Consider the following 21,019-nt stretch of genomic DNA (forward strand, 5'->3'; position numbering starts at 1 on the left):
CGCGCTTCGCTGGGAGGGCCGTGTGTGCCGTCGGGTCGGTTGCGGCTTCGTTGTGGCTGGTCGCGCAGTTCCTCCCCCAGCCTTCGGCCGGGGGTACCCCCAGCGCCCCTTTGGGGCGCTTGGGAGTCGTCCTTTCTTGTGCCTCTAGGGGGTGAACAGGCCCAGTGCCGAGTCCAGGGACCAGGTCTGCCAGCACATCGCGAAGAGGCCGGCCGCGGAGATCAGGGCCATCATCAGGTTCTGCCCCTGCTCCGCCCAGTCGTGGATCATGAGGGTCAGGTAGATCAGGTTGAGCAGGAACCCGGCCACCAGGGCGATCGGTGTGAGGAAGCCGAAGGTCAGGCCGAGGCCGAGGGCCAGCTCCGCGTACGCCACCACGTAGGCCATCAGCCGGGGACGTGGCGCGACGACGACGTCGAAGCCCCGCCGGACCACCGGCCAGCGGTGCTTCTCCGCGACACCGGCCGCCCAGCCGATGCCCCCGCCGCCGAACCACTGCTTCTTGTCCTTGTGCCGCCAGCTCTCCAGCCACCACAGACCGAGCCCGATGCGGAGCACCGCGAACCACTCGGCACCGCTCAGCAAGGCTGATCGCATCCCGCACCCTCCCCGGATCCGTCCACTCATCTGACGATCCGTCAGTTCAGCGGAATGCGGCGCGGGTCGCAAGAGGTCCGGCGGCTCTTGCTGGCACCGGCTCCTGGGCCTAGCCTGAAAGCCGAACCGAAATCTGATGGACCGTCAGTTAATCGGGCATCCAAGCAGGCAGCAGGGGGTAGGCATGGCAGAGAACGCGACCGGCACCCAGGATCTGCCCAGGGTCGTCAGCGTGGACGACCACGTGATCGAGCCCGCGCACCTCTTCGAGAGGTGGCTGCCGGGCAAGTACCGCGACAAGGGCCCCAAGCCCTTCACGGCCGGCATCGGCGAACTCGCCTACGTCGGCGGCAAGTACCGCTTCACCACCGACCCCGAGGGCCAGATCACCGACTGGTGGGAGTACGAGGGCCTGCTCTTCCCGTACAAGCGGATCATCGCGGCCGTCGGCTTCTCCCGGGACGAGATGACGCTCGACGGCATCACCCGGGAGCAGATGCGGCGCGGCTGCTGGGACCCCAAGGCCCGCCTGGACGACATGGACATGAACCATGTGGAGGCCTCCCTCTGCTTTCCCACCTTTCCCCGCTTCTGCGGACAGACCTTCGCCGAGGCCGAGGACAAGGAGGTCGCCCTGGCCTGTGTCCGCGCCTACAACGACTGGATGGTCGAGGAGTGGTGCGGCGACAGCGGCGGCCGGCTGATCCCGCTGTGCCTGATCCCGCTGTGGGACATCGACCTGGCCGTCGCCGAGATCCGGCGCAACGCCGAGCGGGGCGTCCGGGCGGTCACCTTCAGCGAGATCCCCACCTATCTGGGCCTGCCGTCCATCCACTCCGGCTACTGGGACCCGTTCTTCGCGGTCTGCGAGGAGACCGGGACGGTCGTCAACATGCACATCGGCAGCAGCTCGCAGATGCCCGCCGCCTCCCCCGACGCCCCGCCCGCCGTGCAGGCCTCGCTCAGCTTCAACAACGCCATGGCCTCGATGATGGACTTCCTCTTCTCCGGGGTCCTGGTGCGGTTCCCCCGGCTCAAACTGGCGTACAGCGAAGGTCAGATGGGCTGGATCCCGTACGCCCTGGAGCGCGCCGACGACGTCTGGGAGGAGCACCGTGCCTGGGGCGGGGTCAAGGACCTGGTCCCGGAGCCCCCGTCGACGTACTACTACCGGCAGATCTTCTGCTGCTTCTTCCGTGACCGGCACGGCATCGAGGCGATCGAGAGGGTCGGCGTGGACAACGCGACCTTCGAGACGGACTACCCGCACGTCGACTCGACCTGGCCGGAGACCAAGCGGGTCGCCCAGGAACACGTGGGCGGGCTGGCGCCGGAGGTCGCCTACAAGCTGCTGCGCGGGAACGCGATCCGGATGCTGGAGCTGCCCTTCACGTAACCCGGTTCGGCGGGGCGTCCGGTGGGCAGGGGACTTCCCATGAAGGTCTCCGTCGACGCCGATGTCTGTTATGGGTCGGGTGAGTGTGCCTTCCGGGCACCCGCCGTGTTCGGCTTCGAGGACGGGTACGGTTTCGTCCTGCCCGGACGGGAGGAGTCCGGGGACGACGAACTGATCCGGGACATCGCCGAACGCTGCCCGTCCCAGGCGGTCCGGATCGACGGCAAAAGGGTCACTGACTAGCGGATGAGCACCACTGGCACGGAACGCACCGGACACACCGGACTCACGGGGCGCACCGGACTCACCGAACTTCTGGCCACCCTCGGCCGCGGCTACGTCCGGGACTTCCCGGGTCCCTGGGGCAAGACCCTCGCCGCCCGCGCGCTCAACCCCTACCTGCGCGACCACCCGCGCCGACGGGTCGTCGAGACGCGGTCCGGCGCCCGGTTCGCGGTCGACACCCAGGACCTCATCCAGCGCTACCTCTACCTCTTCGGGGTGTGGGAACCGCACATGACCCGCTGGCTGCGCGGCCGGCTGGCGCCGGGGGACTGCTTCGTCGACGTCGGCGCCAACATCGGCGTCTTCAGCGTCCTCGCCTCCCAGCTGGTCGGGGACCAGGGCCGGGTCGTGGCCGTCGAGGCCTCCCCCGTCTTCCACCGCCGCCTCGAACAGCAGGGCGCGCTCAACGGCTGCCGGAACATCCGGGCGGTCAACGCCGCCGTCTCCGACGCCCACCGCACCCTGACCTTCGTGCTCGCCAGCTCCCGCAACATGGGCGCCAACAGCATCGTCCCGTGGGACGGTCCGGCCGAGTCGAGCTTCGACATCGAGGCCGTGCCGCTGCCCGAACTGCTGCGGCCGGAGGAGATCGAGACCGCGCGGGTCATCAAGATCGACGTGGAGGGCGCCGAGGGCGCGGTGGTGCGCGGGCTCGCCCCGCTGCTGGAGAAACTGCGCCCGGACGCCGAGATCACCGTCGAGGTCACCCCCGACCGCATGGCCCAGCTCGGCGACTCGGCGGACGACCTGCTGCGCACCATGACCGACGCCGGTTACCACGTCTACCGCCTCGCCAACAGCTACGCGGCCGACAGCTACCCCCGGGCGCTGTACGGCGAGCCGGTGGCCCCGGTCCGCTGGCACGGACCGGTGACCGAGGAGAGCGACCTGGTGTTCTCACGGGCCGACGCGGCGACGCTCCAGCCGGCCGGCGGCCGGTAGCGCGCGCCTGTCAGCCGGGGGCCGGACGCGTGTGGCCCAGTCGGCCCAAGCGCTCCGCTGGAAATGCCGCGATGTGCCGTCGGTCGACTGCGGCGCCGTCGCGGCTGGTCGCGCAGTTCCTACCCCCAGCGCCCCTGCAGGGCGTCGCCGGACCCGTTTGGCCGACCTAGTCGGCCGTCGTCGTCTGGTACTGCCAGCCGAACTCCGCCAGCGCCCTTGCCCGGGCCGCCACGACCGTCATCCGGGCCTCCCGTTCGGCCGGGTCGGTGTGGGCGGGCCGGCCGGTGACCTGGCCCTCCCACTTGCGGTAGAGCAGCCCGGCCTCCGCCGTGAACCAGCCCCGGCTCACCGCGTTCAGCGCGAGCAGCAGTCCGGTGTCCTCGGAGGCCGGCAGCGCCATCCAGCCGCCCAGGGCGAGCAGCAGCTCACGGCGGACGAAGAGGCTCGCCGGGTGGACCTGGGCGAGGAAGCCGTTCGCCGTCCAGAAGTCGAGCACGGCTCCGCGCTCGATCGGCCCCTCCTCCGGGTCACCGGGGAAACCGGCCGTACCACCGTCGGGCAGCAGGTCGAGGACGCGGGAGGTGGCCCAGCCGATCTCCGGGTGGGCCTCCAGTACAGCCAGATCGCGGGCCAGCGCGCCCGGCGTGAGCTGGTCGTCGGCGTCGAGGATCTTGACGTACGACCCCTCGGCCCGCGCCAGCGCGATGGTGCGGGCGACCCCGGGACCGCCGGTGCGGCCCTGCCGGAACGACACCCGGGCGTCGTCGGGGACGTACCGGCGGACCTCGTCGCCGTAGCCGTCCTCCTGGACCAGCCACTGCCACTCCCAGCCGTCAGGCAGCCGCTGCGCGCACAGCGACTCGTACGCCTCCGGCAGGAAACGGGCCGACGGCGCGTGGACCGCGGTGACGACGGTGACGACGGCGGCGCACCGGCTCACGCGGCGCTCACCACCTTTCCAGGTGCGTGGCGAAGAGCAGTTCCGTGCGGTCGCCCGGAAGCGTGACGAATGAGATGTCCACGATGCGGCCGTGGATGTCGTACGACGTCTTGCGCAGCAGGATCACCGAGGTGCCGGCCGGCAGGTCCAGCTCCCGGGCCTCCTCGGGCGTCGGCGGCCGGGCGGTGAAGCGTTCCTCGACGCGGGCGACCTCGATGCCGACGGTGTGCAGCTGGTTCTGGGTGCCGCCCGGCCAGGGCTCCCTGGTCTCGTCCAGGAGCGCCGGGTTCGCCGCGATCATGTCCCGGACGAGATACGAGCTCACCAGGCTGAAGGGGGCCGTCTCGGCCGAGTACCGGGTCCGGTAGGTGCGTTCCAGGAGCACGGTGCCCTCCGGTACCCCGAACGCGTCGGCGAGGTCGCTGGGCGCGATCAGCTCGCGGTACCGGGCGAAGAAGACCAGGTCGTCGAGGACCAGCCCGGTCTCGTGCTCGGTCGCGCCCGTCGCGGCCCGGGTGGCCTCCGGCAGCCTGGCGCGGTCCTTCTCCCACTGGTGCCGGGTGTTGTCACGGATCGCGCGGGTGCGGGGCCGGCGCACGAAGGTGCCGCTGCCGTGCCGCTTGTCGATCAGGCCCTCCGCGCTCAGCAGCCGCAGCGCGTTCTGGATGGTGGGCACGCTCCGGCCGTGGTGCCGGGCCAGCTCCGCCTCGGAAGGCAGCCGCGTACCGGGCTTGAGCTCGCCGTTCCTGATGGAGCGGCGGAGGTCGTCGGCGATCTCCTCGTACGCCTTGGGCACGGCTTCAGCCTACGTCTCCTCAAGAGGAGTTGAAGAGTCGAGTGCCCCGCCGACGAGGCCTCATCGACGAGGCCTCATCGATGAGGCCTCATCGACGAGACGCCACCGACGAGCCCGGACATGCGAAGACCCGCGGCCGGTTCCCGGTCGCGGGTCTTTTCGCAGTAGGCGCTGGTACGTACGCAAGTCGCCCTTGCGCCGTTGCGTCTGAGCCGTCTGGGGTGGGTCAGCAGTCGAGGGGCGCCGCGGGGGGTTCGGCCGGGTTCTCCTCCGACTCGGTCGTGTCCAGGGGCCGCTGGCGGCAGCCGGGGGTCTTGCCGTGGGCCTCGGCCCGGATGCGCTGCTTCATCGTGGGGGGCAGTGACCTGGCCTGGGACCAGAGCCAGTGGGTCTGTGCCGGGATCATCACCCGGCCGGCCGGGCTGTGGTCGTCGCCGCTGTTGCTGTTGCGGGGGGTCTCGGTCTGCGGTACCGCGGTGGCGGTGGCGGCGGAGACGAGTCCGAGCGCCGTGCACAGCGCGAGGAAGGCGGTGACGAAGGCGGTCCACAACTTCATGACCTTGGCGTTCCGGGCCATGGCCCCTCACTTTCGGGTTGGGCGATTTGCGTACTTTCCTCATGATGTGTATGGGGATCGCGAAGTGGGGGACGTCGACCTGTGGCGCGGCGATGTTCCGATGAACACCACCCGGACGGACGCGTGAACTCCGAAAAATCAGAAGAAAGGCACCTGAAGGGGGCGAGATGCAGCAAAGTGACCGTCCGTGGAGGTGTGATCACCCTCCGATCGGAACGGCCCGGCCTTCCGCAACTCCTTGTGCAACACCGTGTGGTGGGCCGGAGTTGGGGCCGGATGCCAGGTCACCGATCGGTATCGGTCGGTGTGTATAGTCGGGCGCCAGAGGTCCCCTACGTCAAGGAAGAGACGAGGTCGCGCGGTGAAGAAGCTTCTCCTGGTCGCACTGGCCGCCATCGGCGGGCTCCTCGTGTACCGCCAGATCCAGGCGGATCGCGCCGAGCAGGATCTGTGGACGGAGGCGACTGACTCCGTGCCCACGGGTTCGTGAGTACCGACAACGAACGACACTGAGACCCCGACCGCCTCGCGGTCGGGGTTTTGCGTTGTCAGGGGGCCCGGGGGTGCGAGAAGGGGTGTTTCGGACGGTCGTACAAATCGCCGGGTGGCGCGGGGGCGTGCGCGGCAGTATGGGGCCGGTCCGGGACTTCGACGGCTGACGAGCGACGGCTGGGGGGCGCGCGTGATACGGCGTTGGCGTACGGCGGCGGAACGGCGGGGCATCGGCAGGACGGCCGCCCTCGCCCTGACAGCACTGCTGACGGCACTGCTGCCCGCCGCTCCGGTTGCGGCGGACGGCGGCAGCGGCTATGCCTTCGCCCCGGGCGCCCGGACGATCACCGGAGCGACGGGCACCGCGGCCGCCGTACCGCTGGAGCCCGGCACGGCCTACCGCAGCACCCTGCCGGAGAAGGGCCGGCTGTACTTCCGCCTCGAACTCGCCGCCGACAGCACGGCCTACGTCCCCGTCACCGCCGTCCCGCCCGCCGCCGCCACCGTCTCCGCGAGCGACGGCATCGGAGTCTCGATCGAGGACGCCAACGGTGTCTCCTGCGGCTACGACGGCGCCCGCTTCGGCGCCGGACTGAGCCCCCGGCCGGTCACGGCGCTGGGGCGGCGCGACGCGGGCAAGGCGCTGTGCCAGGACGCGGGCACCTACTACGTCGTCGTCGAGCGGCTCGCGTCCGGCTCGGCGACCACGTCCCCGGGCAGCTGGGACCTGGAGATCGCCCCCGTCACCGAACCGGGCCTGGCCGGGGCCGGTGCCACCACCGCCCCCGAGACCTGGAACTCCGCGTCCCCCGAGCCGCTCACCGGCGACCCCGAGCGCCGCACCGCGGGCGCCGGCTTCACCACGGCCCGCACCCTCGACACGGGCGTCTGGCAGACCGGCATCACCCCGGGCCAGACCCTCTACTACGCGGTCCCGGTCGACTGGGGACAGCAGCTGCACGCCACCGTCGACCTGGGCAGCACCAGCGCCGACACCCACGGCTACGTCACCGCCGCGCTCAACCTCTCCCTCTACAGCCCCGTCCGCGGCTACGTCGAGGACATCTCCCTCGGCTACGACGGCACCCAGAAGTCGTCCTCCCTCGACCCCCTGCCACCCGTGGCGTACGCCAACCGGTACGCCGTCTCCGGCGAGGAGAACTCCGTCCGCTTCGCCGGCGCCTACTACCTCGTCGTCCACCTCACGGGGCAGACCGCGGACACGTTCGGGAAGGGTCCGTACGACGTGACACTCCGGGTCCGCGTCGACGGCACCCCGAACTCCGGTCCCCACTACGCCGGTTCGCCCGTCCCGAAGGACGTCTTCGACCTGCCGTCGGACCAGGGCGGCGGCCTGGTCGCCGCGGCCGGCGACGACGACACGGCGATGCGGGTGCTCGCGGCCGGCGGGATCGGCACGGGTACGGCTCTGCTCATCGTCCTGGGCGTGTGGACGCTGACCGCCCGTCGCGCTCAGATCCGGGTCAACGCCCAGAAACCCACGGCGTAGCAGGCCAGCGCCAGCAGCAGGATGGGCACGGCGGCCTTCGCGGGCGGCCCGGGCCGAGGCACCCGCCGCCGACGCCGGCCGTGAGTACGCACGGACGGGGGCGAAGCCTGCGGCGCGGGCCGCGGATCGCGGGCGGTGTAGGTGGCCGTGGTGGTGGTGTCGGCATGCGGCTGTGCCGGGGGGAGGGGTTGTGCGGGGGGCCAGGGGGTGTGGGGCCCCGGGAGTTGTGCCTGCGGTTGTGGCTGTTGGTGGGCGTACGGCGGTGTCAGCTGCGGCGGCTCCGCGTGCGGGGTGGGGGCTACCGGCGTCTGGGGCGGCGGGAGCCGGAAGCTGCCGGTTTCGGACATGCCGGCCGGAGTCGAGGGCGAGCCGGTGGGTCCAGTGGAGGTGACCGGGGGAGCGTCCGCGTGACCTGCCTGGACTCCGGCCGCCGAGCCGGGGTCCGGGCAGGTCACGGCACCGAAGGCGGCCTCCGGCGCCGTACCGAAAGCGGCCTCCGGCGCCGTACCGAAACCGGCGTCCGGCACCGTACCGAAAGCGGCCTCCGGTGCCACGCCGGATGTGGCGTCCGATGCTGTACCGGGGGTGGTCTCCCGCGCCGTGCCGTAACCCGTCGGGGCGGCTGTCTCGGAAACCGGTCCGTTTCCCGTCGCCGTGCCTGATTCCGGACCGGTCCCTGTCCCCGCGGCCGTACCCAGGGCTGCCGCCGCGCTCCCGGCCGTACCCGGGGCAGCCCCCGAACCCGCGGCCGCCTCCGTCGTGCCCCCGGTGGCCCTCGATCCCGTCCCGGTAGCCCCCGTTGTCCCGGTCGCGCCCCTCGCCGTGTCGATCCCCGATGCCACTCGCAGCGGGCCCTCGGGTCCGAACCCCGAGGGCAGAGGCCCCAGTTGGTCGAAGATCTCGATCAACTCGTCGTCGATGCCCGGCTCCGGGAGGAGTTCCCTGGCCTGGGCGAGGGCCTTGCGGGCGCCCGTGGCCGTGCGGAAGCGGGACTGAGGGTTGGGCTGGAGAAGGGTGGCGACGACCTGCCAGAGGGGATCGGGGATGCCCTTGGGGGCACCCGGGGTGCCGTGTTCGGCGAAGTGCTGGACGAGCGCCTTGGCGTCGGGCTTGGCGCCTTCCAGGAGGAACAGGGCGACCAGGCCGACGGCGAACAGGTCGGCCGTGAAGTCGGGCTCGGAGCCCAGGAGTTGCTCGGGGGCGATGTAACCCGGCGTGCCGACCACGAGGTTGGTCTCGGTCAGCCGGGCCTCGCCGAACCGCATGGCGATGCCGAAGTCGGAGAGACGCAGGCGCGGGCGGGCGGTTCCGCTGGCCTCCAGCAGGATGTTCGCGGGCTTGATGTCCCGGTGGACCACGCCCTCGGCGTGCACCGCGGCGAGGCCGGAGAGCAGCTGGTCGAGGAGCGTGCAGACGAAAGCGGGGGGCAGGGGACCGTAGTCCCCCACGAGGTGGACCAGCGAGCCGCCGGCGACCAGGTCCATCGTGAACAGGACCTTGTCGTCGTCGGCGGCCCAGCTGGCCGGAGCCAGGACGTGGGGATGGTCGATGCGCAGCGCCTGCTCCCGCACGAAGCGCAGCAGCGCGTGTGCGTCGCTCTGCTGGAGCACCTTGGCGGCCACATAGCGCTTGCGCCGGTGGTCCCAGGCACGCCAGACGGCGCCCACGCCGCCATGACCGATCGGGTCGGCCAGTTCGTACCGGCCTGCGAAGACCTCACCCATGACTGCCCGTAGCCCTCCCCCTCTAGTCCCCCCTGCCACACCCCCCTTGCTTCCCCCGGATGAGCGATACGACCCCTCTCACGCGACCCCCTCGGCCAGGGCCGGGCCCCGCCCGGTTCACCGGACCCCCTCCGGTGTACCGGGCCGTGGCTCAGCTCTGGTGCGACTGGTAGTGCGTGACCGCGTCCGAGGTGCGGCCGGCGCCGTAGACCCGGAGGAACTCCGCCAGCTCCGGATGGGTCGGAGCCAGCGTGTCCGCCGCGTCGATGATGTCACCGGCGGCGGCCACCGAACGCAGCAGCGACTGGATCTCGCGGACCACCCGCTTGACCGTGGGGGCTCCCGAACCGCTCGTCGTCTGCGTGGTGTTGCTGAGCACCGAGCCCCCCTGGGACTTCTTGATCTCGTCCATCCGCTCGGTTGCCTCGGCCGCGCTCACGCTGCCGTCCGCGACCTGCGCCGCCAGGTCCTGGAGCAGCTGTACCCGCTGGACCACGGCCGGGTTGCCGATCTTCGCCCGCTGTCCGCTCATCAGCTGCGACAGCATGGGTGCGGACAGCCCGAGGACCGCCGCGAGACGTGCCTGGTTGAGCCCCAGGTCGTCGATGAGCTTACGGAAGAGCGCCCCCAACGGCTCTCCGTACCAGTTCCGCTGCAGCTCCCGCGCTCTGGCGGTGGCTTCCTGCTGTGCGGCGTCCATTGCGTCTCCCCATCGCTTCCCCAAAAAATCCACGGTTCGCTACAGCGAACCTCGTCGAGCATCTTACGGAGCGTGGTCATCCGGGGGGACCCCCAATCTTTTTGTGAGGTACGGGGGGTGAACCGGTAGTCTGGTCCCCGGCACCGACCAGCGGACCTTCCGCTCGGCCGGCCGCTTCCCGTACGGGGCCTTAGCTCAGTTGGTAGAGCGCCGTCTTTGCATGGCGGATGTCAGGGGTTCGACTCCCCTAGGCTCCACAGCATCAGACCCCTCTGAACTGCGAAAACGCAGTCGGAGGGGTCTTTTTTCCCGGTTTTCCGGCCCGGACGAAGTTCCGCGCGCACCATACGTGCCGGGGCGGCTACGTCACGTGAGCGGCCGCGCCCCTGCGCCCCCGCTGTGCATCCCGGTCGCGCGCCGGAGGCCGGGGTCTGCTTCCGGTTTCCCGCGTGAGCGGCGGAACTCGGTATCCCCTGGCTCGTCACCTGTCGGTGTGCGGGGATACCGCGGGCAGTTCGACGGTGATGCGCATCCCGCCGCCGGCGCGTGGGGTGAGGGTGAGCTTCCCGTCGTGTGCCTGGGTGATGGTCCTGACGATGGCCAGGCCGAGGCCGACGCCTGCGTGGTCGGTGCGTACGCGTTCGGTGCCGCGCTGGAACGGCTCGGTAAGCGTCGAGGCCAGCTGGGGGGTGATGCTTCGGCCGGTGTTTTCGACGGTGAGCACCACGGTCCTGGGACGGACGCCGGTATTGACCCACACGGTGCCCTGCGCGGGCAGGTTGTGGACGATCGCGTTGTGCACGAGGTTCGTGGTCAGCTGGAGCAGCAGCGCCGGCGATCCGATCGTGGGGGTGATCTCGCCGGAGGTCTCGATGGTGACGCCGTTCTTCTCCGCGAGGGAGAGGAGCGTTTCGGTGGCCTCTTCCGCCATGAGGGACAGATCGACGCGTTCTCGGGTGAAGGACCGTTGGCCGGCGCGGCTGAGCAGGAGCAGTGCCTCGGTAAGGTCGATCGCTCTGGTGTTGACGGTGTGCAGGCGGTCGATGATTTCGCCGGTGGCGTGGTTCGGACCGGTGCGGGCGACGTCGAGAAGTGTCTTCGAGATCGCCAGCGGGGTGCGCAGTTCGTGAGAGGCGTTGGCTGCGAATCTCTGCTGTTCGCCGATGTGTGCTTCGAGCCGCGCGAGCATCGTGTCGAAGGCGTCGGCGAGTTCACGGAACTCGTCCTTGCGGCCCGGCAGCCGGATCCGGTGGGAAAGTGATCCGTCCGTGGCCAGACGGGTGGCGTCCGTGATGCGGGTCAGGGGCGCGAGCATCCGGCCGGCGAGGATCCAGCCTCCCACGAGGCCGAACACCAGCAGGAACGTCAGTACGGCGATGGCCGTCGGGGCGAAGGTGCGCACGACGGCCAAGCGGTAGTCGGGCTCGAAGATGAGCCCCGGGTGGGGCACACGGTTCAGGAACACCCACACCGCCGCAAGCAGCAGGGCGCCGGCCACCATGACGAACCCGGCGTAGCTGAGGGTGAGTTTGAGGCGAGCGCTCGGACCAGGGGCTCTATCCACGGTCTCCCCCCTCGTGCCCGGCCTCCGGCTGGGTGTCGATGCGGTAGCCGACGCCTGGCACGGTGGCGATGACCCAGGGTTCGCCAAGACGCTTGCGGAGCGCCGAGACGGTGATGCGCACGGCGTTGGTGAACGGGTCGGCGGTCTCGTCCCACGCGCGTTCCAGTAGCTCTTCGGCACTGACGACACCGCCTTCGGCGGCGACGAGGACTTCGAGGACCGCGAACTGCTTCCTGGTCAACGCCACGTAGCGGCCGTCCCGGTAGACCTCTCTGCGGAACGGGTCAAGGCGCAGACCCGCGATGTCCCGTACGGGAGGCCGGTGGTGGGCACGCCTGCGGTCAAGTGCCCTGAGCCTGAGCGCGAGTTCCTGGAGTTCGAACGGTTTCGTGAGGTAGTCATCCGCACCGAGTTCGAAACCGGAGGCCTTGTCGTCGATACGGTCGGCCGCGGTGAGCATGAGGATCGGCATGCCGCTGCCGGAGGCGACGATGCGTGTGGCGATCTCGTCGCCGGACGGTCCGGGGATGTCGCGGTCGAGGACGGCGATGTCGTAGCTGTTGATGCCCAGCAGTTCCAGAGCGGTGTCGCCGTCACCCGCGATGTCCGCCGCGATCGCTTCCAGGCGCAGGCCGTCGCGGATGGCTTCTGCCAGAAGGGGCTCGTCCTCGACGATCAGCACACGCATGTCATCGATGCTAAGAGTCGGTACATATCGTCCGCGTATCGAAAACCGCATACGTGCCGGCAACACCGCACTGCCTTGACTGGCGGCACCACGTCAGGAACGGCCGGCTCTCGCCGGAGCGATCGAGGACAGACGATGACGCAGATTGACCGCGCGGACACGGCGGACACGGCGGACCCGGCAGGCATGGCGGAGAACGGTCAGGACGGCGCCGGGACCTGGCGCACACGCATCCACCGGGCGATCCGCAGCGGCACCCGGCCCGGGCCCTGGCAGCGTGGCCCGGTGCTCGCGGCGCTGGCGCTGCTCCTCGGCCTGCTCATGCTGCTGCACGCCGAGATCCCGAACCGGATCGGACACCTCGGCAGCCTGGTCGAGACCCTCCTGCCATGGTTCGGCCTGTTCATACCGGTGCTCCTGGCCGGGGCCCTGTGGCGCCGATCCGCCGCCGCGGCGGTCGCGCTGCTGCTGCCGGTCACGGTCTGGCTGAACCTCTTCGGCGGGCTGCTCGGCGACAAGTCCCACCCGGGCAGCGATCTCGTCGTGGTCAGCCACAACGTTGACGCCGGCAACCCCGACCCGGCCGGCACCGCCCGCGACCTGGCCGCCTCCGGCGCGGACGTGCTGGCCCTGGAGGAGCTGACCGAGCAGGCCACGGGTACGTACGAGAAGGGGCTGGCGAAGGCGTACCCGAACCACACGGTGCAGGGCACGGTCGGGCTGTGGAGCAGGCTGCCGCTGTCGGACACCCGGCCGGTCGACGTCAAGATGGACGCGGGGCCGCTGGCGGACACCAAGCCGGCCGACGTCAAGATGGGCTACAACCGAGGCCTGCGGACCACGGTGGCCACGGACCACGGGCCGCTGGCGGTGTATGTGGTCCACCTGGGGTCCGTACGGGTGGTTCCCCGGGCAGGCTTTTCGACCGCCCAGCGGGACGCCGGCGCGCAGGCCCTCGCCACGGCCGTCGCCGCCGACCGGAACCAGCGGCTGGTCCTGCTCGGCGACCTGAACGGCACGCTGGACGACCGCGCGTTCGCCGGCCTCACCGAGCAGCTGCACTCCGCCCAGGACACGGCCGGCGCCGGCTTCGGCTTCAGCTGGCCGGCGAAGTTCCCGGTGGCGCGGATCGACCAGATCCTCGTCCGCGGCGTACAGCCGCGAAGTTCCTGGGTACTGCCGGCCACCGGCAGCGACCACCTGCCGGTGGCGGCCGGAATCACCTGGTGAACACGCGGCCCCACACAAACCCCCTCCGACCTGCATACACGCGGATCAGAGGGGGTTCTTGTTTCACGTGAAACGCTGGGCTCAACGCTTCTAGTCGTCGCGGGACTCCTGCTCCTCCGCCTCCTTGGCCTGGACCTCGGGATGCAGCGGAGAACTGCCGTCCACCGAGCCGAGACGGCCCGAATCCGGAACCTCCGTGGCAGCGGGAGGCTCGACCAGCCAGTCCGGGTTGGCCTGCTTGTCCCACCACTTCCACGCGGCAAAGGCGGCACCCGCCAGCACACCGAACACGGCGAACGCCTTGAACGCACGGCCGTACGCAGAGCGCCGCTCATTCCTGCGCGCCAGCTTCTCGATCTCCTCGGCCGAGACATTGCCACGCAGCGCCGCCAACGCGGCGGCACCCCGCGCCGAGGCCTCATCACGGACCGGCCCGGCCGCCGCCACGGCCTGCTCGATCCTGGGACGCGAATAGTCGGCGGCCTGCCGGGCCGCCTTACGGGTCAGATCGGCGGCGTCGTGCGCAGCCTGGTCCACCATCGGCGGCACATACGTCCGCGCCTGCTCCAGACGCGGCACGAGACGGGCGTCGTACTGGACGCGGGCCTGCTCAGCGGCCTGCGACACCACGGGCGCGAGCCGTACGCGTGCCTCCTGCGCGTAGTACGCGGCACGCTCCTTGGCCGTGTCGGCGTAGGGCGCCACCACTTCCGCTGCGTGCCGCACGCTGTCCTTCGCCGAGCTGGTCGCGGCGCGCACGCTCTCTTTGCGGGTCACGGGTTTCCTCCTCCTCGGTGGCGTACGGTATTTCGACTATCCACCCTTTTAGGGATCATGCCTGTCCTCGGGCCGAGCGGCGCGCGAGGACGGGCATACGGGTGCAACCAGAACTAAGAGGGGCTTGTCGACGACAATGCCACGGATCGGCGCCCAGCGCTCCGCCTCGGCGGGTATCTGGGGACTCCGCCGGGTTTCCGCAAGCGATTCGTGAGGATCCGCGCCAGGAGACCGCAGGCGGGCCACCAGGCCGCCGTACCGTGCGAGGATCGTGGCGGGCAAACCGAGCACCCGGTTACACCCGAGCACACGAGAACACAACGGAAGGCGGACCGTGGCCGAGCAGCTCTACGCCACCCTGAAGACCAGCCTCGGCGACATCGAGGTCCGGCTCTTCCCGAACCACGCTCCGAAGACCGTCAAGAACTTCGTCGAACTGGCGCAGGGCGAGCGTGAGTGGACCCACCCGGCCACCGGCACGGTCTCCACCGACCCGCTCTACGACGGCACGGCCTTCCACCGGGTGCTCAGCGGCTTCATGATCCAGGGCGGCGACCCGCTCGGCACCGGCATCGGCGGCCCCGGCTACAAGTTCGAGGACGAGTTCCACCCCGACCTCCGCTTCGACCGCCCCTACCTGCTGGCCATGGCCAACGCCGGCCCCCGCACCAACGGCTCCCAGTTCTTCATCACGGTCAACCCCGCGCCCCACCTCAACCGCAAGCACACCATCTTCGGCGAGGTCGTCGACGCGGACAGCCAGAAGATCGTGGACAAGATCGCCTCCGTGACCGTCAGCGGACCGAACAAGCGCCCCGAGAACGACGTCGTCATCGAAACGATCGTCGTCGAAAAGCGCGAGAGCTGATCCGACAGAGGGAAACGTCCAGAAGGAAACGCCCCGAGGGAAGCGCCCAAAAGGAAGCACCCGAAGGGAACCAAACGCCCCGCTCGTCCGTAAGGATGGGCGGGGCAGAGTATTGCCCACGACGAACGAGGGGACCCCATGGAGGACCAGGCGGCAGGCAGCGCCCAGGACGCTCACAGCCTGCCCATGTGCTACCGGCACCCGGACCGGGAGACGGGCGTGCGCTGCACCCGCTGCGAACGCCCCATCTGCCCCGAGTGCATGGTCAGCGCCTCCGTGGGATTCCAGTGCCCCGAGTGCGTACGCGGCACCACCGCCGGCCAGAGCGGCCCGCCCCCGGCCGACACCCGCCCACGCACCATCGCCGGCGGCACCGTCACCGCCGACCCACGGCTGCTCACCAAGATCCTGATCGGCGTCAACATCGCCGTCTTCCTGGTCCAGCTCTCCGTCGGAGACAGCTTCACCAACCGCTTCGACCTGATCGGCCAGGCCTGGTTCCCCCAGTACGGCGACATCGAAGGCGTCGCACAGGGCCAGTACTACCGGCTGCTGACCGCGATGTTCCTGCACGACAGCTCGAACCCCATGCACATCGCGTTCAACATGCTCAGCCTGTGGTGGATCGGCGGCCCCCTGGAGACCGCCCTCGGGCGCGCCCGGTACATCACGCTCTACGTCGTCTCCGGCCTGGCCGGCAGCGCCTTCACCTATCTGCTGGCCGCCCAGAACCAGCCCTCGCTCGGTGCCTCCGGCGCGATCTTCGGCCTCTTCGGCGCGACCGCGGTGCTCATCCGCCGGCTCAACTACGACATGCGGCCGATCATCGCCCTGCTGGTGATCAACCTCATCTTCACCTTCAGCGGCGGAATCGCCTGGCAGGCCCATATCGGCGGCCTGATCGCCGGTGTCGTCACCGGATACGCGATGGTGCACGCCCCGCGCGAGCGGCGGAACCTCATCCAGTACGGCACCTGCGCGCTGGTCCTGGTGGTGGCGATCGTCCTGACGGTCGTCAGGACCGCCCAGCTCACCTGACCGGACTCGCCCCGCACCCGGTTCGCCGGTTCACGGCGGCTCGCCGCACCGATACCGAACCGTTGTCCACAGTCGGTGGCGGATCTTGTGCATAGAGTTCTCGCACAACTGCGCCCCCTGCCACTCACCTGTGTTTGCACAGGTCAGGCAGGGGGCGAACAGTCTTGCGGCGGGCGTTGTGGTAGTCGTACCGGCGTCAACGCCCGATGGGTTATCCACAGATCGTCGTCTTTTCCCCAGGAGGGTGTGGACAGCGGATCGGGCCTGTGGATAACTCAGCGAACAACCCTGGGCAGAGCTACTTCCACTGCGTGGAGACGCCGAAGCCGGCCGCGATGAAGCCGAAGCCCACGACGATGTTCCAGTTGTCGAGGCTGTCGATGGGCAGCGAACCGTCGGTCACATAGAAGACGACGATCCAGGCCAGTCCGATGAGGAACATGGCCAGCATGACCGGTGCGACCCAGCCGCGACTGTTCAGTTTGAGGGTGGTCGCCTGCTTCGCCGGGGGCGGCGTGTAGTCGGCCTTCTTGCGGATACGTGACTTCGGCACGAGGGTCTCTCCTGTCGATGCGCTGCGTGGCCGCGCAGGTAACTGGGTCGGGCTCGGAGCAGCGTACAAGGGGACAGTAAGGGCGCACTGACCGCTCCCCCGGGCGTCCGTTAGCGTAGTGCTTCCGCGGCGCCTAAGGAGATAAGGGTACGTTGAGCAATTCTGCCGACTCCAACGCGACCGGATCAACGGGTGCGGACCCGGTCCGCAAGGGTGGTTTCCGGCCGGTGCGGATTCTCACCGTCGCTGTCTTCGCCCTGGCCGGTCTTCTCTTCTTCACCAGCTTCAACACGGCCAAGGGCACCGACATCCGCTCGGACGACAATCTGCTGAAGCTGTCCGACCTGATCCAGGAGCGCAGCCGCAAGAACAAGGAGCTGGACGAGTCCAACGCGGGCTCGCGCGACCAGAACGAGAAGCTGGCCGAGCGCGACGACGGCTCCAGCAAGGCCGACGACGACGAGCTCTCCGGGCTGGAGAAGGCCGCGGGGACCCAGAAGCTCACCGGCGACGCGATCACCGTCACGTTGAACGACGCCCCGCCGAACGCCACGGCCAAGCTTCCCGGCTACCCCGAGCCGCAGCCCGACTACCTGGTCATCCACCAGCAGGATCTGCAGGCCGTGGTGAACGCGTTGTGGCAGGGCGGCGCCCAGGGCATCAAGGTCATGGACCAGCGGCTGATCTCCACCAGTGCCGTGCGCTGTGTCGGCAACACCCTGATCCTCCAGGGCCGGGTGTACTCGCCGCCGTACAAGATCCAGGCGGTGGGGGATCCGGCGAAGATGCAGCAGGCGCTGGCGGACTCCGAGGCGATCCAGAACTACATGGTGTACGTCAACGTGTACGGCCTCGGCTGGAAAGTCACCGAGGACGGGGCGGTGACTCTGCCGGGCTACTCGGGCACAGTGGATCTGCACTACGCGAAGCCTGTGGGGTAAGCAGCCCGTCGTCTTCTGGAGCCGCCGGTGCGCGTGATCGTCAGGACCGTCAGCGAGCTCTGCATCACCATCGGTGCGCTCATAGTCCTCTTCGTCGTGTATGTGCTGTTCTGGACCGGTGTGAAGGCCGACAGCGTGATGCATGACCAGGTCGACCAGTTACAGCGGCAGTGGTCGGACAGTGCCACGGTGCACCCCACTGCCAAGGCGTCCGCCGCTCCTGCCGAGCCGGCCGCGTATCACTACGGCAGGCCTTTCGCGATCATGTACATCCCTCGGTTCGGTTTCACGTGGAACAAGCCGGTCCTGGAGGGCACCGGCACCGATGTGCTGAAGAAGGGCCTCGCCCACTACGCCCGTACCGCCCGGCTGGGCCAGGAGGGCAACTTCGCGGTCGCCGGCCATCGGCGCACGTACGGAGATCCGTTCCTGGAGTTCCCGAAGCTGCGCAGGGGCGATGCGATCGTGCTGACGGACGGTACGACCTGGTTCACGTATCGGATCGACAAAGGCCCTTACAAAACAGTTCCGACGGACGTTGAAGTGATCGACCCTGTGCCACGTAAGTCGGGGTATACGCGTCCAGGCCGCTATCTCACGCTGACCACGTGCGATCCGGAATGGGGGCACAGCCATCGGCTGATCGTCTGGGCGCATCTGGACTCCACACAGCCTGTGGAGGCAGGCAAACCCAAGGCGCTGCGCCGTTAGTCTGGTGCAGTACGGCGGGATTCTGGTGCCGTGGTGGAACGGAAGGGACGGCATGTACGGCTGGATCTGGCGGCATCTGCCGGGCAACGTGTGGGTGAGGGCGTTGATCACACTCGTGCTGGTCCTGGCCGTGGTCTATGTCCTCTTCCAGTACGTCTTCCCCTGGGCCGAACCGCTGCTGCCCTTCAACGATGTGACGGTGGACAACCAGTGAGCGCGCGGATTCTCGTCGTCGACAACTACGACAGCTTCGTCTTCAACCTGGTCCAGTACCTGTACCAGCTGGGCGCCGAGTGTGAGGTGCTGCGCAACGACGAGGTGTCGACGGCGCACGCCCAGGACGGCTTCGACGGTGTTCTGCTGTCGCCCGGGCCCGGTACGCCGGAGGAGGCGGGCGTGTGTGTGGAGATGGTCCGCCACTGCGCCTCGACCGGGGTGCCCGTCTTCGGGGTCTGCCTCGGCATGCAGTCGATGCAGGTGGCGTACGGCGGCGTGGTGGACCGGGCGCCGGAGCTGCTGCACGGCAAGACGTCGTTGGTCGAGCACGAGGGCGAGGGGGTCTTCGCCGGGCTGCCGACGCCGTTCACCGCGACCCGCTATCACTCGCTCGCCGCCGAGCCGGCCACCGTGCCGGCGGAGCTGGAGGTCACGGCCCGCACCCACGACGGGATCATCATGGGCCTCAGGCACCGTGAACTCCCGGTCGAGGGTGTGCAGTTCCATCCCGAGTCGGTGCTGACCGAGCACGGGCACCGGATGCTGGCCAACTGGCTGGTGGTGTGCGGTGACCAGGGGGCCGTGGCGAGGTCGGCGGGGCTCGCCCCGGTGGTGGGCAGGGCCTCGGCGTGACCGCGCTGCGCCCCGAGCGCGAGACCGATACCTCGTACGGGGGTCAGTCGTACGGGGGATCAAGTGCGCTCGGGGAGACGGCGTATCTCCTGCCGGCCGACGAGGAGACCGTGGCGCTGCGGATCCCCGATCCGCCGCCTATATCGGCTTCTGCGGGCACGGCAGCCTCTCCTGCCCCTGGACTCCCAGGGGGTGGCCGGGCGGCCCGCAGAAAGGCAGCCAAGCGGCGCGGTGGCCGTCATGGCGGCGGGCCGGAGGCGGCGCCGTCGGAGAACCGTCCGTCGGGACGGCCGCTCTCCCGGGTCGAGGCCCGTCGGCAGGAGCGGTTGCGCAAGCCGAGTCCCGCCGTCATGGCGAGCCGGGCGATAGGCGAGGTGTTCATCACCACCGGTGTGCTGATGCTGCTGTTCGTCACCTACCAGTTGTGGTGGACGAACGTCCGCGCCCATGCCCAGGCGGGCAAGGAGGCGAGCAGCCTCCAGCAGGACTGGGCGAGCGGCAAGCGGGCTCCGGGTGTCTTCGAGCCGGGTCAGGGTTTCGCCATCCTGCACATCCCCAAGCTGGATGTGGAGGCGCCGATCGCCGAGGGTGTCAGCAACAAGAAGGTTCTCGACAAGGGCATGGTCGGCCACTACGGCGAGGGTGTGCTCAAGACCGCGATGCCGCAGGACAAGACCGGCAACTTCGGCCTCGCGGCGCACCGCAACACGCACGGTGAGCCGTTCCGGTACATCAACAGGCTGGTGGCCGGTGACTCGGTCGTCGTCGAGACACAGGACGAGTACTTCGTGTACAAGGTGACGTCGATGCTGCCGGTGACGTCGCCGAGCAACGTGAGTGTGCTGGATGCGATTCCGAAGGGTTCGGGTTTCACCAAGGCGGGCCGGTACATCACCCTGACCACCTGCACACCGGAGTTCACCAGCAAGTACCGGTTGATCGTGTGGGGCAAGATGGTCGAGGAACGCCCGCGCAGCAAGGGCAAGCCAGACGCGCTCGTCGAGTAAGGGCAGAGGCAGAGGAACAGTGGCAGCGACGGCCGACGACACCGAAGAGCAGACCGATGCGCCGGACGGGGCGCCCGCGCCGGGCCGTCGGCCGATCGGCCCGATCGCGATGGCGGTCAGTGTCTTCGGCGAACTCCTCATCACGGCGGGCCTGGTGCTGGGCCTGTTCGTCGTCTACTCGCTGTGGTGGACGAACGTCGTCGCGGACCGCAGGGCGGACCGGGAGGGCGACAAGGTCCGTGACACCTGGGCCCACCAGGACACCGGTCCGGGTGCGCTGAACACGAAGAACGGCATCGGGTTCCTGCATGTGCCGTCGATGAAGAACGGCGAGGTGCTGGTCGAGAAGGGCACGTCGACGGACGTCCTGAACGACGGGGTGGCCGGCTACTACACCGACCCGGCCAAGGCCACGCTCCCCACCACCGGCAAGACCGGCAACTTCACCCTCGCCGCCCACCGGGACGGTCACGGCGCGAAGTTCCACAACATCGACAAGATCAGGGTCGGCGACCCGATCGTCTTCGAGACGCGGGACAAGTGGTACGTCTACAAGGCGTACTCGATCCTCTCCGAGACCTCGAAGTACAACGTCAAGGTCCTCTCCCAGGTCCCCAAGGAGTCCGGCAAGACCGAGCCGGGCCACTACATCACCCTGACGACCTGCACCCCGGTGTACACGAGCCGCTACCGGTACGTGGTGTGGGGCGAGTTGGTGCGGGTGGAGAAGGTCGACAGCGAGCGGACACCACCGAAGGAACTGCGCTGACTGGGCTCCTTTGCGGGAGCTCAGTCGCCTAGCATGGCGAAGGCCCGAAGCCGCAACCAACACTT

Annotated in this window: 24 protein-coding genes and 1 tRNA gene; 15 read left to right on the forward strand and 10 right to left on the reverse strand. The window is 69.4% G+C overall.

The window, feature by feature from the left end; all coding sequences use genetic code 11:
• Positions 1-144 precede the first annotated feature (144 nt).
• Positions 145-597: a DoxX family protein gene (locus ACGFZQ_RS31145; RefSeq protein WP_351738014.1), complete on the reverse strand. Its 453-nt coding sequence runs from the start codon at positions 595-597 to the stop codon at positions 145-147.
• 184 nt (positions 598-781) lie between these two features.
• Here ACGFZQ_RS31145 and ACGFZQ_RS31150 point away from each other — a divergent pair, with 184 nt between their 5' ends.
• From ACGFZQ_RS31150 to ACGFZQ_RS31160, 3 genes are read left to right on the forward strand one after another with little or no spacing between them, the layout of a single operon-like run.
• Positions 782-1,993 carry an amidohydrolase family protein gene (locus tag ACGFZQ_RS31150; protein WP_393843110.1) on the forward strand — a complete coding sequence of 404 codons (1,212 nt, stop codon included), beginning with the start codon at positions 782-784 and terminating at the stop codon, positions 1,991-1,993.
• 39 nt (positions 1,994-2,032) lie between these two features.
• Entirely contained in the window at positions 2,033-2,236 is a 204-nt protein-coding gene (locus tag ACGFZQ_RS31155; RefSeq protein ID WP_393843111.1) for a ferredoxin, read from the forward strand.
• A 3-nt stretch (positions 2,237-2,239) separates the two neighbouring features.
• A complete protein-coding gene (locus tag ACGFZQ_RS31160) occupies positions 2,240-3,220 on the forward strand; it encodes an FkbM family methyltransferase (protein ID WP_393843112.1) in 981 nt (326 codons plus the stop codon).
• A 166-nt stretch (positions 3,221-3,386) separates the two neighbouring features.
• On the opposite strand, the gene ACGFZQ_RS31165 is transcribed toward ACGFZQ_RS31160, so the two are convergent.
• The 3 genes from ACGFZQ_RS31165 to ACGFZQ_RS31175 all read right to left on the reverse strand — a co-directional run bounded on the left by ACGFZQ_RS31165 (position 3,387) and on the right by ACGFZQ_RS31175 (position 5,533).
• Positions 3,387-4,160: a glycosyltransferase family 2 protein gene (locus ACGFZQ_RS31165; protein WP_393843113.1), complete on the reverse strand. Its 774-nt coding sequence runs from the start codon at positions 4,158-4,160 to the stop codon at positions 3,387-3,389.
• A 7-nt stretch (positions 4,161-4,167) separates the two neighbouring features.
• Positions 4,168-4,956, reverse strand: coding sequence for a GntR family transcriptional regulator (locus tag ACGFZQ_RS31170; protein WP_393843114.1), 789 nt, complete (start codon positions 4,954-4,956; stop codon positions 4,168-4,170).
• A 226-nt stretch (positions 4,957-5,182) separates the two neighbouring features.
• A complete protein-coding gene (locus ACGFZQ_RS31175) occupies positions 5,183-5,533 on the reverse strand; it encodes a DUF6344 domain-containing protein (protein ID WP_351738031.1) in 351 nt (116 codons plus the stop codon).
• A 361-nt stretch (positions 5,534-5,894) separates the two neighbouring features.
• On the opposite strand from ACGFZQ_RS31175, the gene ACGFZQ_RS31180 reads away from it, so the two are divergent.
• Together ACGFZQ_RS31180 and ACGFZQ_RS31185 are read left to right on the forward strand one after the other, a co-directional pair.
• On the forward strand, positions 5,895-6,023 hold the full coding sequence (locus ACGFZQ_RS31180; RefSeq protein ID WP_003999697.1) for a DLW-39 family protein: 129 nt from the start codon (positions 5,895-5,897) through the stop codon (positions 6,021-6,023).
• Between the two features lie 192 nt (positions 6,024-6,215).
• Positions 6,216-7,535, forward strand: coding sequence for a hypothetical protein (locus ACGFZQ_RS31185; protein WP_393843115.1), 1,320 nt, complete (start codon positions 6,216-6,218; stop codon positions 7,533-7,535).
• Here the strand turns inward: ACGFZQ_RS31185 and ACGFZQ_RS31190 are convergent.
• On the reverse strand, positions 7,499-9,259 hold the full coding sequence (locus ACGFZQ_RS31190; protein ID WP_393843116.1) for a protein kinase: 1,761 nt from the start codon (positions 9,257-9,259) through the stop codon (positions 7,499-7,501). The two genes, ACGFZQ_RS31185 and ACGFZQ_RS31190, sit on opposite strands and share 37 nt — an antisense overlap.
• Before the next feature lie 151 nt (positions 9,260-9,410).
• Entirely contained in the window at positions 9,411-9,959 is a 549-nt protein-coding gene (locus tag ACGFZQ_RS31195) for a transcriptional regulator (protein WP_046727633.1), read from the reverse strand.
• Between the two features lie 184 nt (positions 9,960-10,143).
• Here ACGFZQ_RS31195 and ACGFZQ_RS31200 point away from each other — a divergent pair.
• A tRNA-Ala gene (locus ACGFZQ_RS31200) sits at positions 10,144-10,216 on the forward strand.
• Positions 10,217-10,440: 224 nt separating this feature from the next.
• Here the strand turns inward: ACGFZQ_RS31200 and ACGFZQ_RS31205 are convergent.
• Positions 10,441-11,523: a sensor histidine kinase gene (locus ACGFZQ_RS31205; protein ID WP_393843117.1), complete on the reverse strand. Its 1,083-nt coding sequence runs from the start codon at positions 11,521-11,523 to the stop codon at positions 10,441-10,443.
• On the reverse strand, positions 11,516-12,211 hold the full coding sequence (locus ACGFZQ_RS31210; protein WP_393843118.1) for a response regulator transcription factor: 696 nt from the start codon (positions 12,209-12,211) through the stop codon (positions 11,516-11,518). Before ACGFZQ_RS31210 ends, ACGFZQ_RS31205 begins: the two co-directional genes overlap by 8 nt.
• Positions 12,212-12,397: 186 nt before the next feature.
• On the opposite strand from ACGFZQ_RS31210, the gene ACGFZQ_RS31215 reads away from it, so the two are divergent.
• Positions 12,398-13,441: an endonuclease/exonuclease/phosphatase family protein gene (locus ACGFZQ_RS31215; RefSeq protein ID WP_393843259.1), complete on the forward strand. Its 1,044-nt coding sequence runs from the start codon at positions 12,398-12,400 to the stop codon at positions 13,439-13,441.
• A 90-nt stretch (positions 13,442-13,531) separates the two neighbouring features.
• On the opposite strand, the gene ACGFZQ_RS31220 is transcribed toward ACGFZQ_RS31215, so the two are convergent.
• Complete coding sequence (locus ACGFZQ_RS31220) at positions 13,532-14,218, reverse strand: DUF5324 family protein (protein ID WP_351738049.1); 687 nt, start codon at positions 14,216-14,218, stop codon at positions 13,532-13,534.
• A 334-nt stretch (positions 14,219-14,552) separates the two neighbouring features.
• On the opposite strand from ACGFZQ_RS31220, the gene ACGFZQ_RS31225 reads away from it, so the two are divergent.
• Complete coding sequence (locus tag ACGFZQ_RS31225) at positions 14,553-15,086, forward strand: peptidylprolyl isomerase (protein WP_393843119.1); 534 nt, start codon at positions 14,553-14,555, stop codon at positions 15,084-15,086.
• 138 nt (positions 15,087-15,224) lie between these two features.
• The gene (locus tag ACGFZQ_RS31230; protein ID WP_351738054.1) at positions 15,225-16,124 is read left to right on the forward strand and encodes a rhomboid family intramembrane serine protease; all 900 of its coding nucleotides are present in this window, start codon (positions 15,225-15,227) and stop codon (positions 16,122-16,124) included.
• A gap of 298 nt (positions 16,125-16,422) precedes the next feature.
• Here the strand turns inward: ACGFZQ_RS31230 and crgA are convergent, their stop codons facing one another.
• Positions 16,423-16,677 carry a cell division protein CrgA gene (gene crgA / locus ACGFZQ_RS31235; protein WP_351695929.1) on the reverse strand — a complete coding sequence of 85 codons (255 nt, stop codon included), beginning with the start codon at positions 16,675-16,677 and terminating at the stop codon, positions 16,423-16,425.
• Between the two features lie 152 nt (positions 16,678-16,829).
• Between crgA and ACGFZQ_RS31240 the strand changes: the two genes are divergently transcribed.
• The 6 genes from ACGFZQ_RS31240 to ACGFZQ_RS31265 are packed head-to-tail and all read left to right on the forward strand — an operon-like array spanning position 16,830 to position 20,954.
• Positions 16,830-17,618 (forward strand): DUF881 domain-containing protein, encoded by a 789-nt coding sequence (locus tag ACGFZQ_RS31240; RefSeq protein WP_351738056.1) that lies wholly within the window; start codon positions 16,830-16,832, stop codon positions 17,616-17,618.
• A gap of 27 nt (positions 17,619-17,645) precedes the next feature.
• On the forward strand, positions 17,646-18,329 hold the full coding sequence (locus ACGFZQ_RS31245) for a class E sortase (protein WP_393843120.1): 684 nt from the start codon (positions 17,646-17,648) through the stop codon (positions 18,327-18,329).
• 52 nt (positions 18,330-18,381) lie between these two features.
• Positions 18,382-18,543: a hypothetical protein gene (locus tag ACGFZQ_RS31250; protein WP_351738061.1), complete on the forward strand. Its 162-nt coding sequence runs from the start codon at positions 18,382-18,384 to the stop codon at positions 18,541-18,543.
• Positions 18,540-19,178, forward strand: a complete 639-nt coding sequence (locus ACGFZQ_RS31255) for an aminodeoxychorismate/anthranilate synthase component II (protein ID WP_351738064.1) — start codon at positions 18,540-18,542, stop codon at positions 19,176-19,178. The genes ACGFZQ_RS31250 and ACGFZQ_RS31255 overlap by 4 nt, the downstream gene beginning before the upstream one ends.
• Positions 19,175-20,185 carry a class E sortase gene (locus ACGFZQ_RS31260; RefSeq protein WP_393843121.1) on the forward strand — a complete coding sequence of 337 codons (1,011 nt, stop codon included), beginning with the start codon at positions 19,175-19,177 and terminating at the stop codon, positions 20,183-20,185. The genes ACGFZQ_RS31255 and ACGFZQ_RS31260 overlap by 4 nt, the downstream gene beginning before the upstream one ends.
• A 19-nt stretch (positions 20,186-20,204) precedes the next feature.
• Entirely contained in the window at positions 20,205-20,954 is a 750-nt protein-coding gene (locus ACGFZQ_RS31265) for a class E sortase (protein WP_393843122.1), read from the forward strand.
• The last annotated feature ends 65 nt before the right edge of the window (positions 20,955-21,019 follow it).

This window comes from Streptomyces sp. NPDC048254, from assembly GCF_043201895.1.
In the GTDB taxonomy this organism is placed as follows: Bacteria; Actinomycetota; Actinomycetes; order Streptomycetales; family Streptomycetaceae; genus Streptomyces.

Bases quoted from the DNA above. Each gene is read 5' to 3' on its own strand.
- ACGFZQ_RS31250 (WP_351738061.1), top strand. From the start codon at position 18,382: ATGTACGGCTGGATCTGGCGGCATCTGCCGGGCAACGTGTGGGTGAGG.
- ACGFZQ_RS31160 (WP_393843112.1), top strand. From the start codon at position 2,240: ATGAGCACCACTGGCACGGAACGCACCGGACACACCGGACTCACGGGG.
- ACGFZQ_RS31215 (WP_393843259.1), top strand. From the start codon at position 12,398: ATGGCGGAGAACGGTCAGGACGGCGCCGGGACCTGGCGCACACGCATC.
- ACGFZQ_RS31150 (WP_393843110.1), top strand. From the start codon at position 782: ATGGCAGAGAACGCGACCGGCACCCAGGATCTGCCCAGGGTCGTCAGC.
- ACGFZQ_RS31145 (WP_351738014.1), bottom strand. From the start codon at position 597: ATGCGATCAGCCTTGCTGAGCGGTGCCGAGTGGTTCGCGGTGCTCCGC.
- ACGFZQ_RS31155 (WP_393843111.1), top strand. From the start codon at position 2,033: ATGAAGGTCTCCGTCGACGCCGATGTCTGTTATGGGTCGGGTGAGTGT.
- ACGFZQ_RS31190 (WP_393843116.1), bottom strand. From the start codon at position 9,259: ATGGGTGAGGTCTTCGCAGGCCGGTACGAACTGGCCGACCCGATCGGT.
- ACGFZQ_RS31195 (WP_046727633.1), bottom strand. From the start codon at position 9,959: ATGGACGCCGCACAGCAGGAAGCCACCGCCAGAGCGCGGGAGCTGCAG.
- ACGFZQ_RS31230 (WP_351738054.1), top strand. From the start codon at position 15,225: ATGGAGGACCAGGCGGCAGGCAGCGCCCAGGACGCTCACAGCCTGCCC.
- ACGFZQ_RS31210 (WP_393843118.1), bottom strand. From the start codon at position 12,211: ATGCGTGTGCTGATCGTCGAGGACGAGCCCCTTCTGGCAGAAGCCATC.
- ACGFZQ_RS31175 (WP_351738031.1), bottom strand. From the start codon at position 5,533: ATGGCCCGGAACGCCAAGGTCATGAAGTTGTGGACCGCCTTCGTCACC.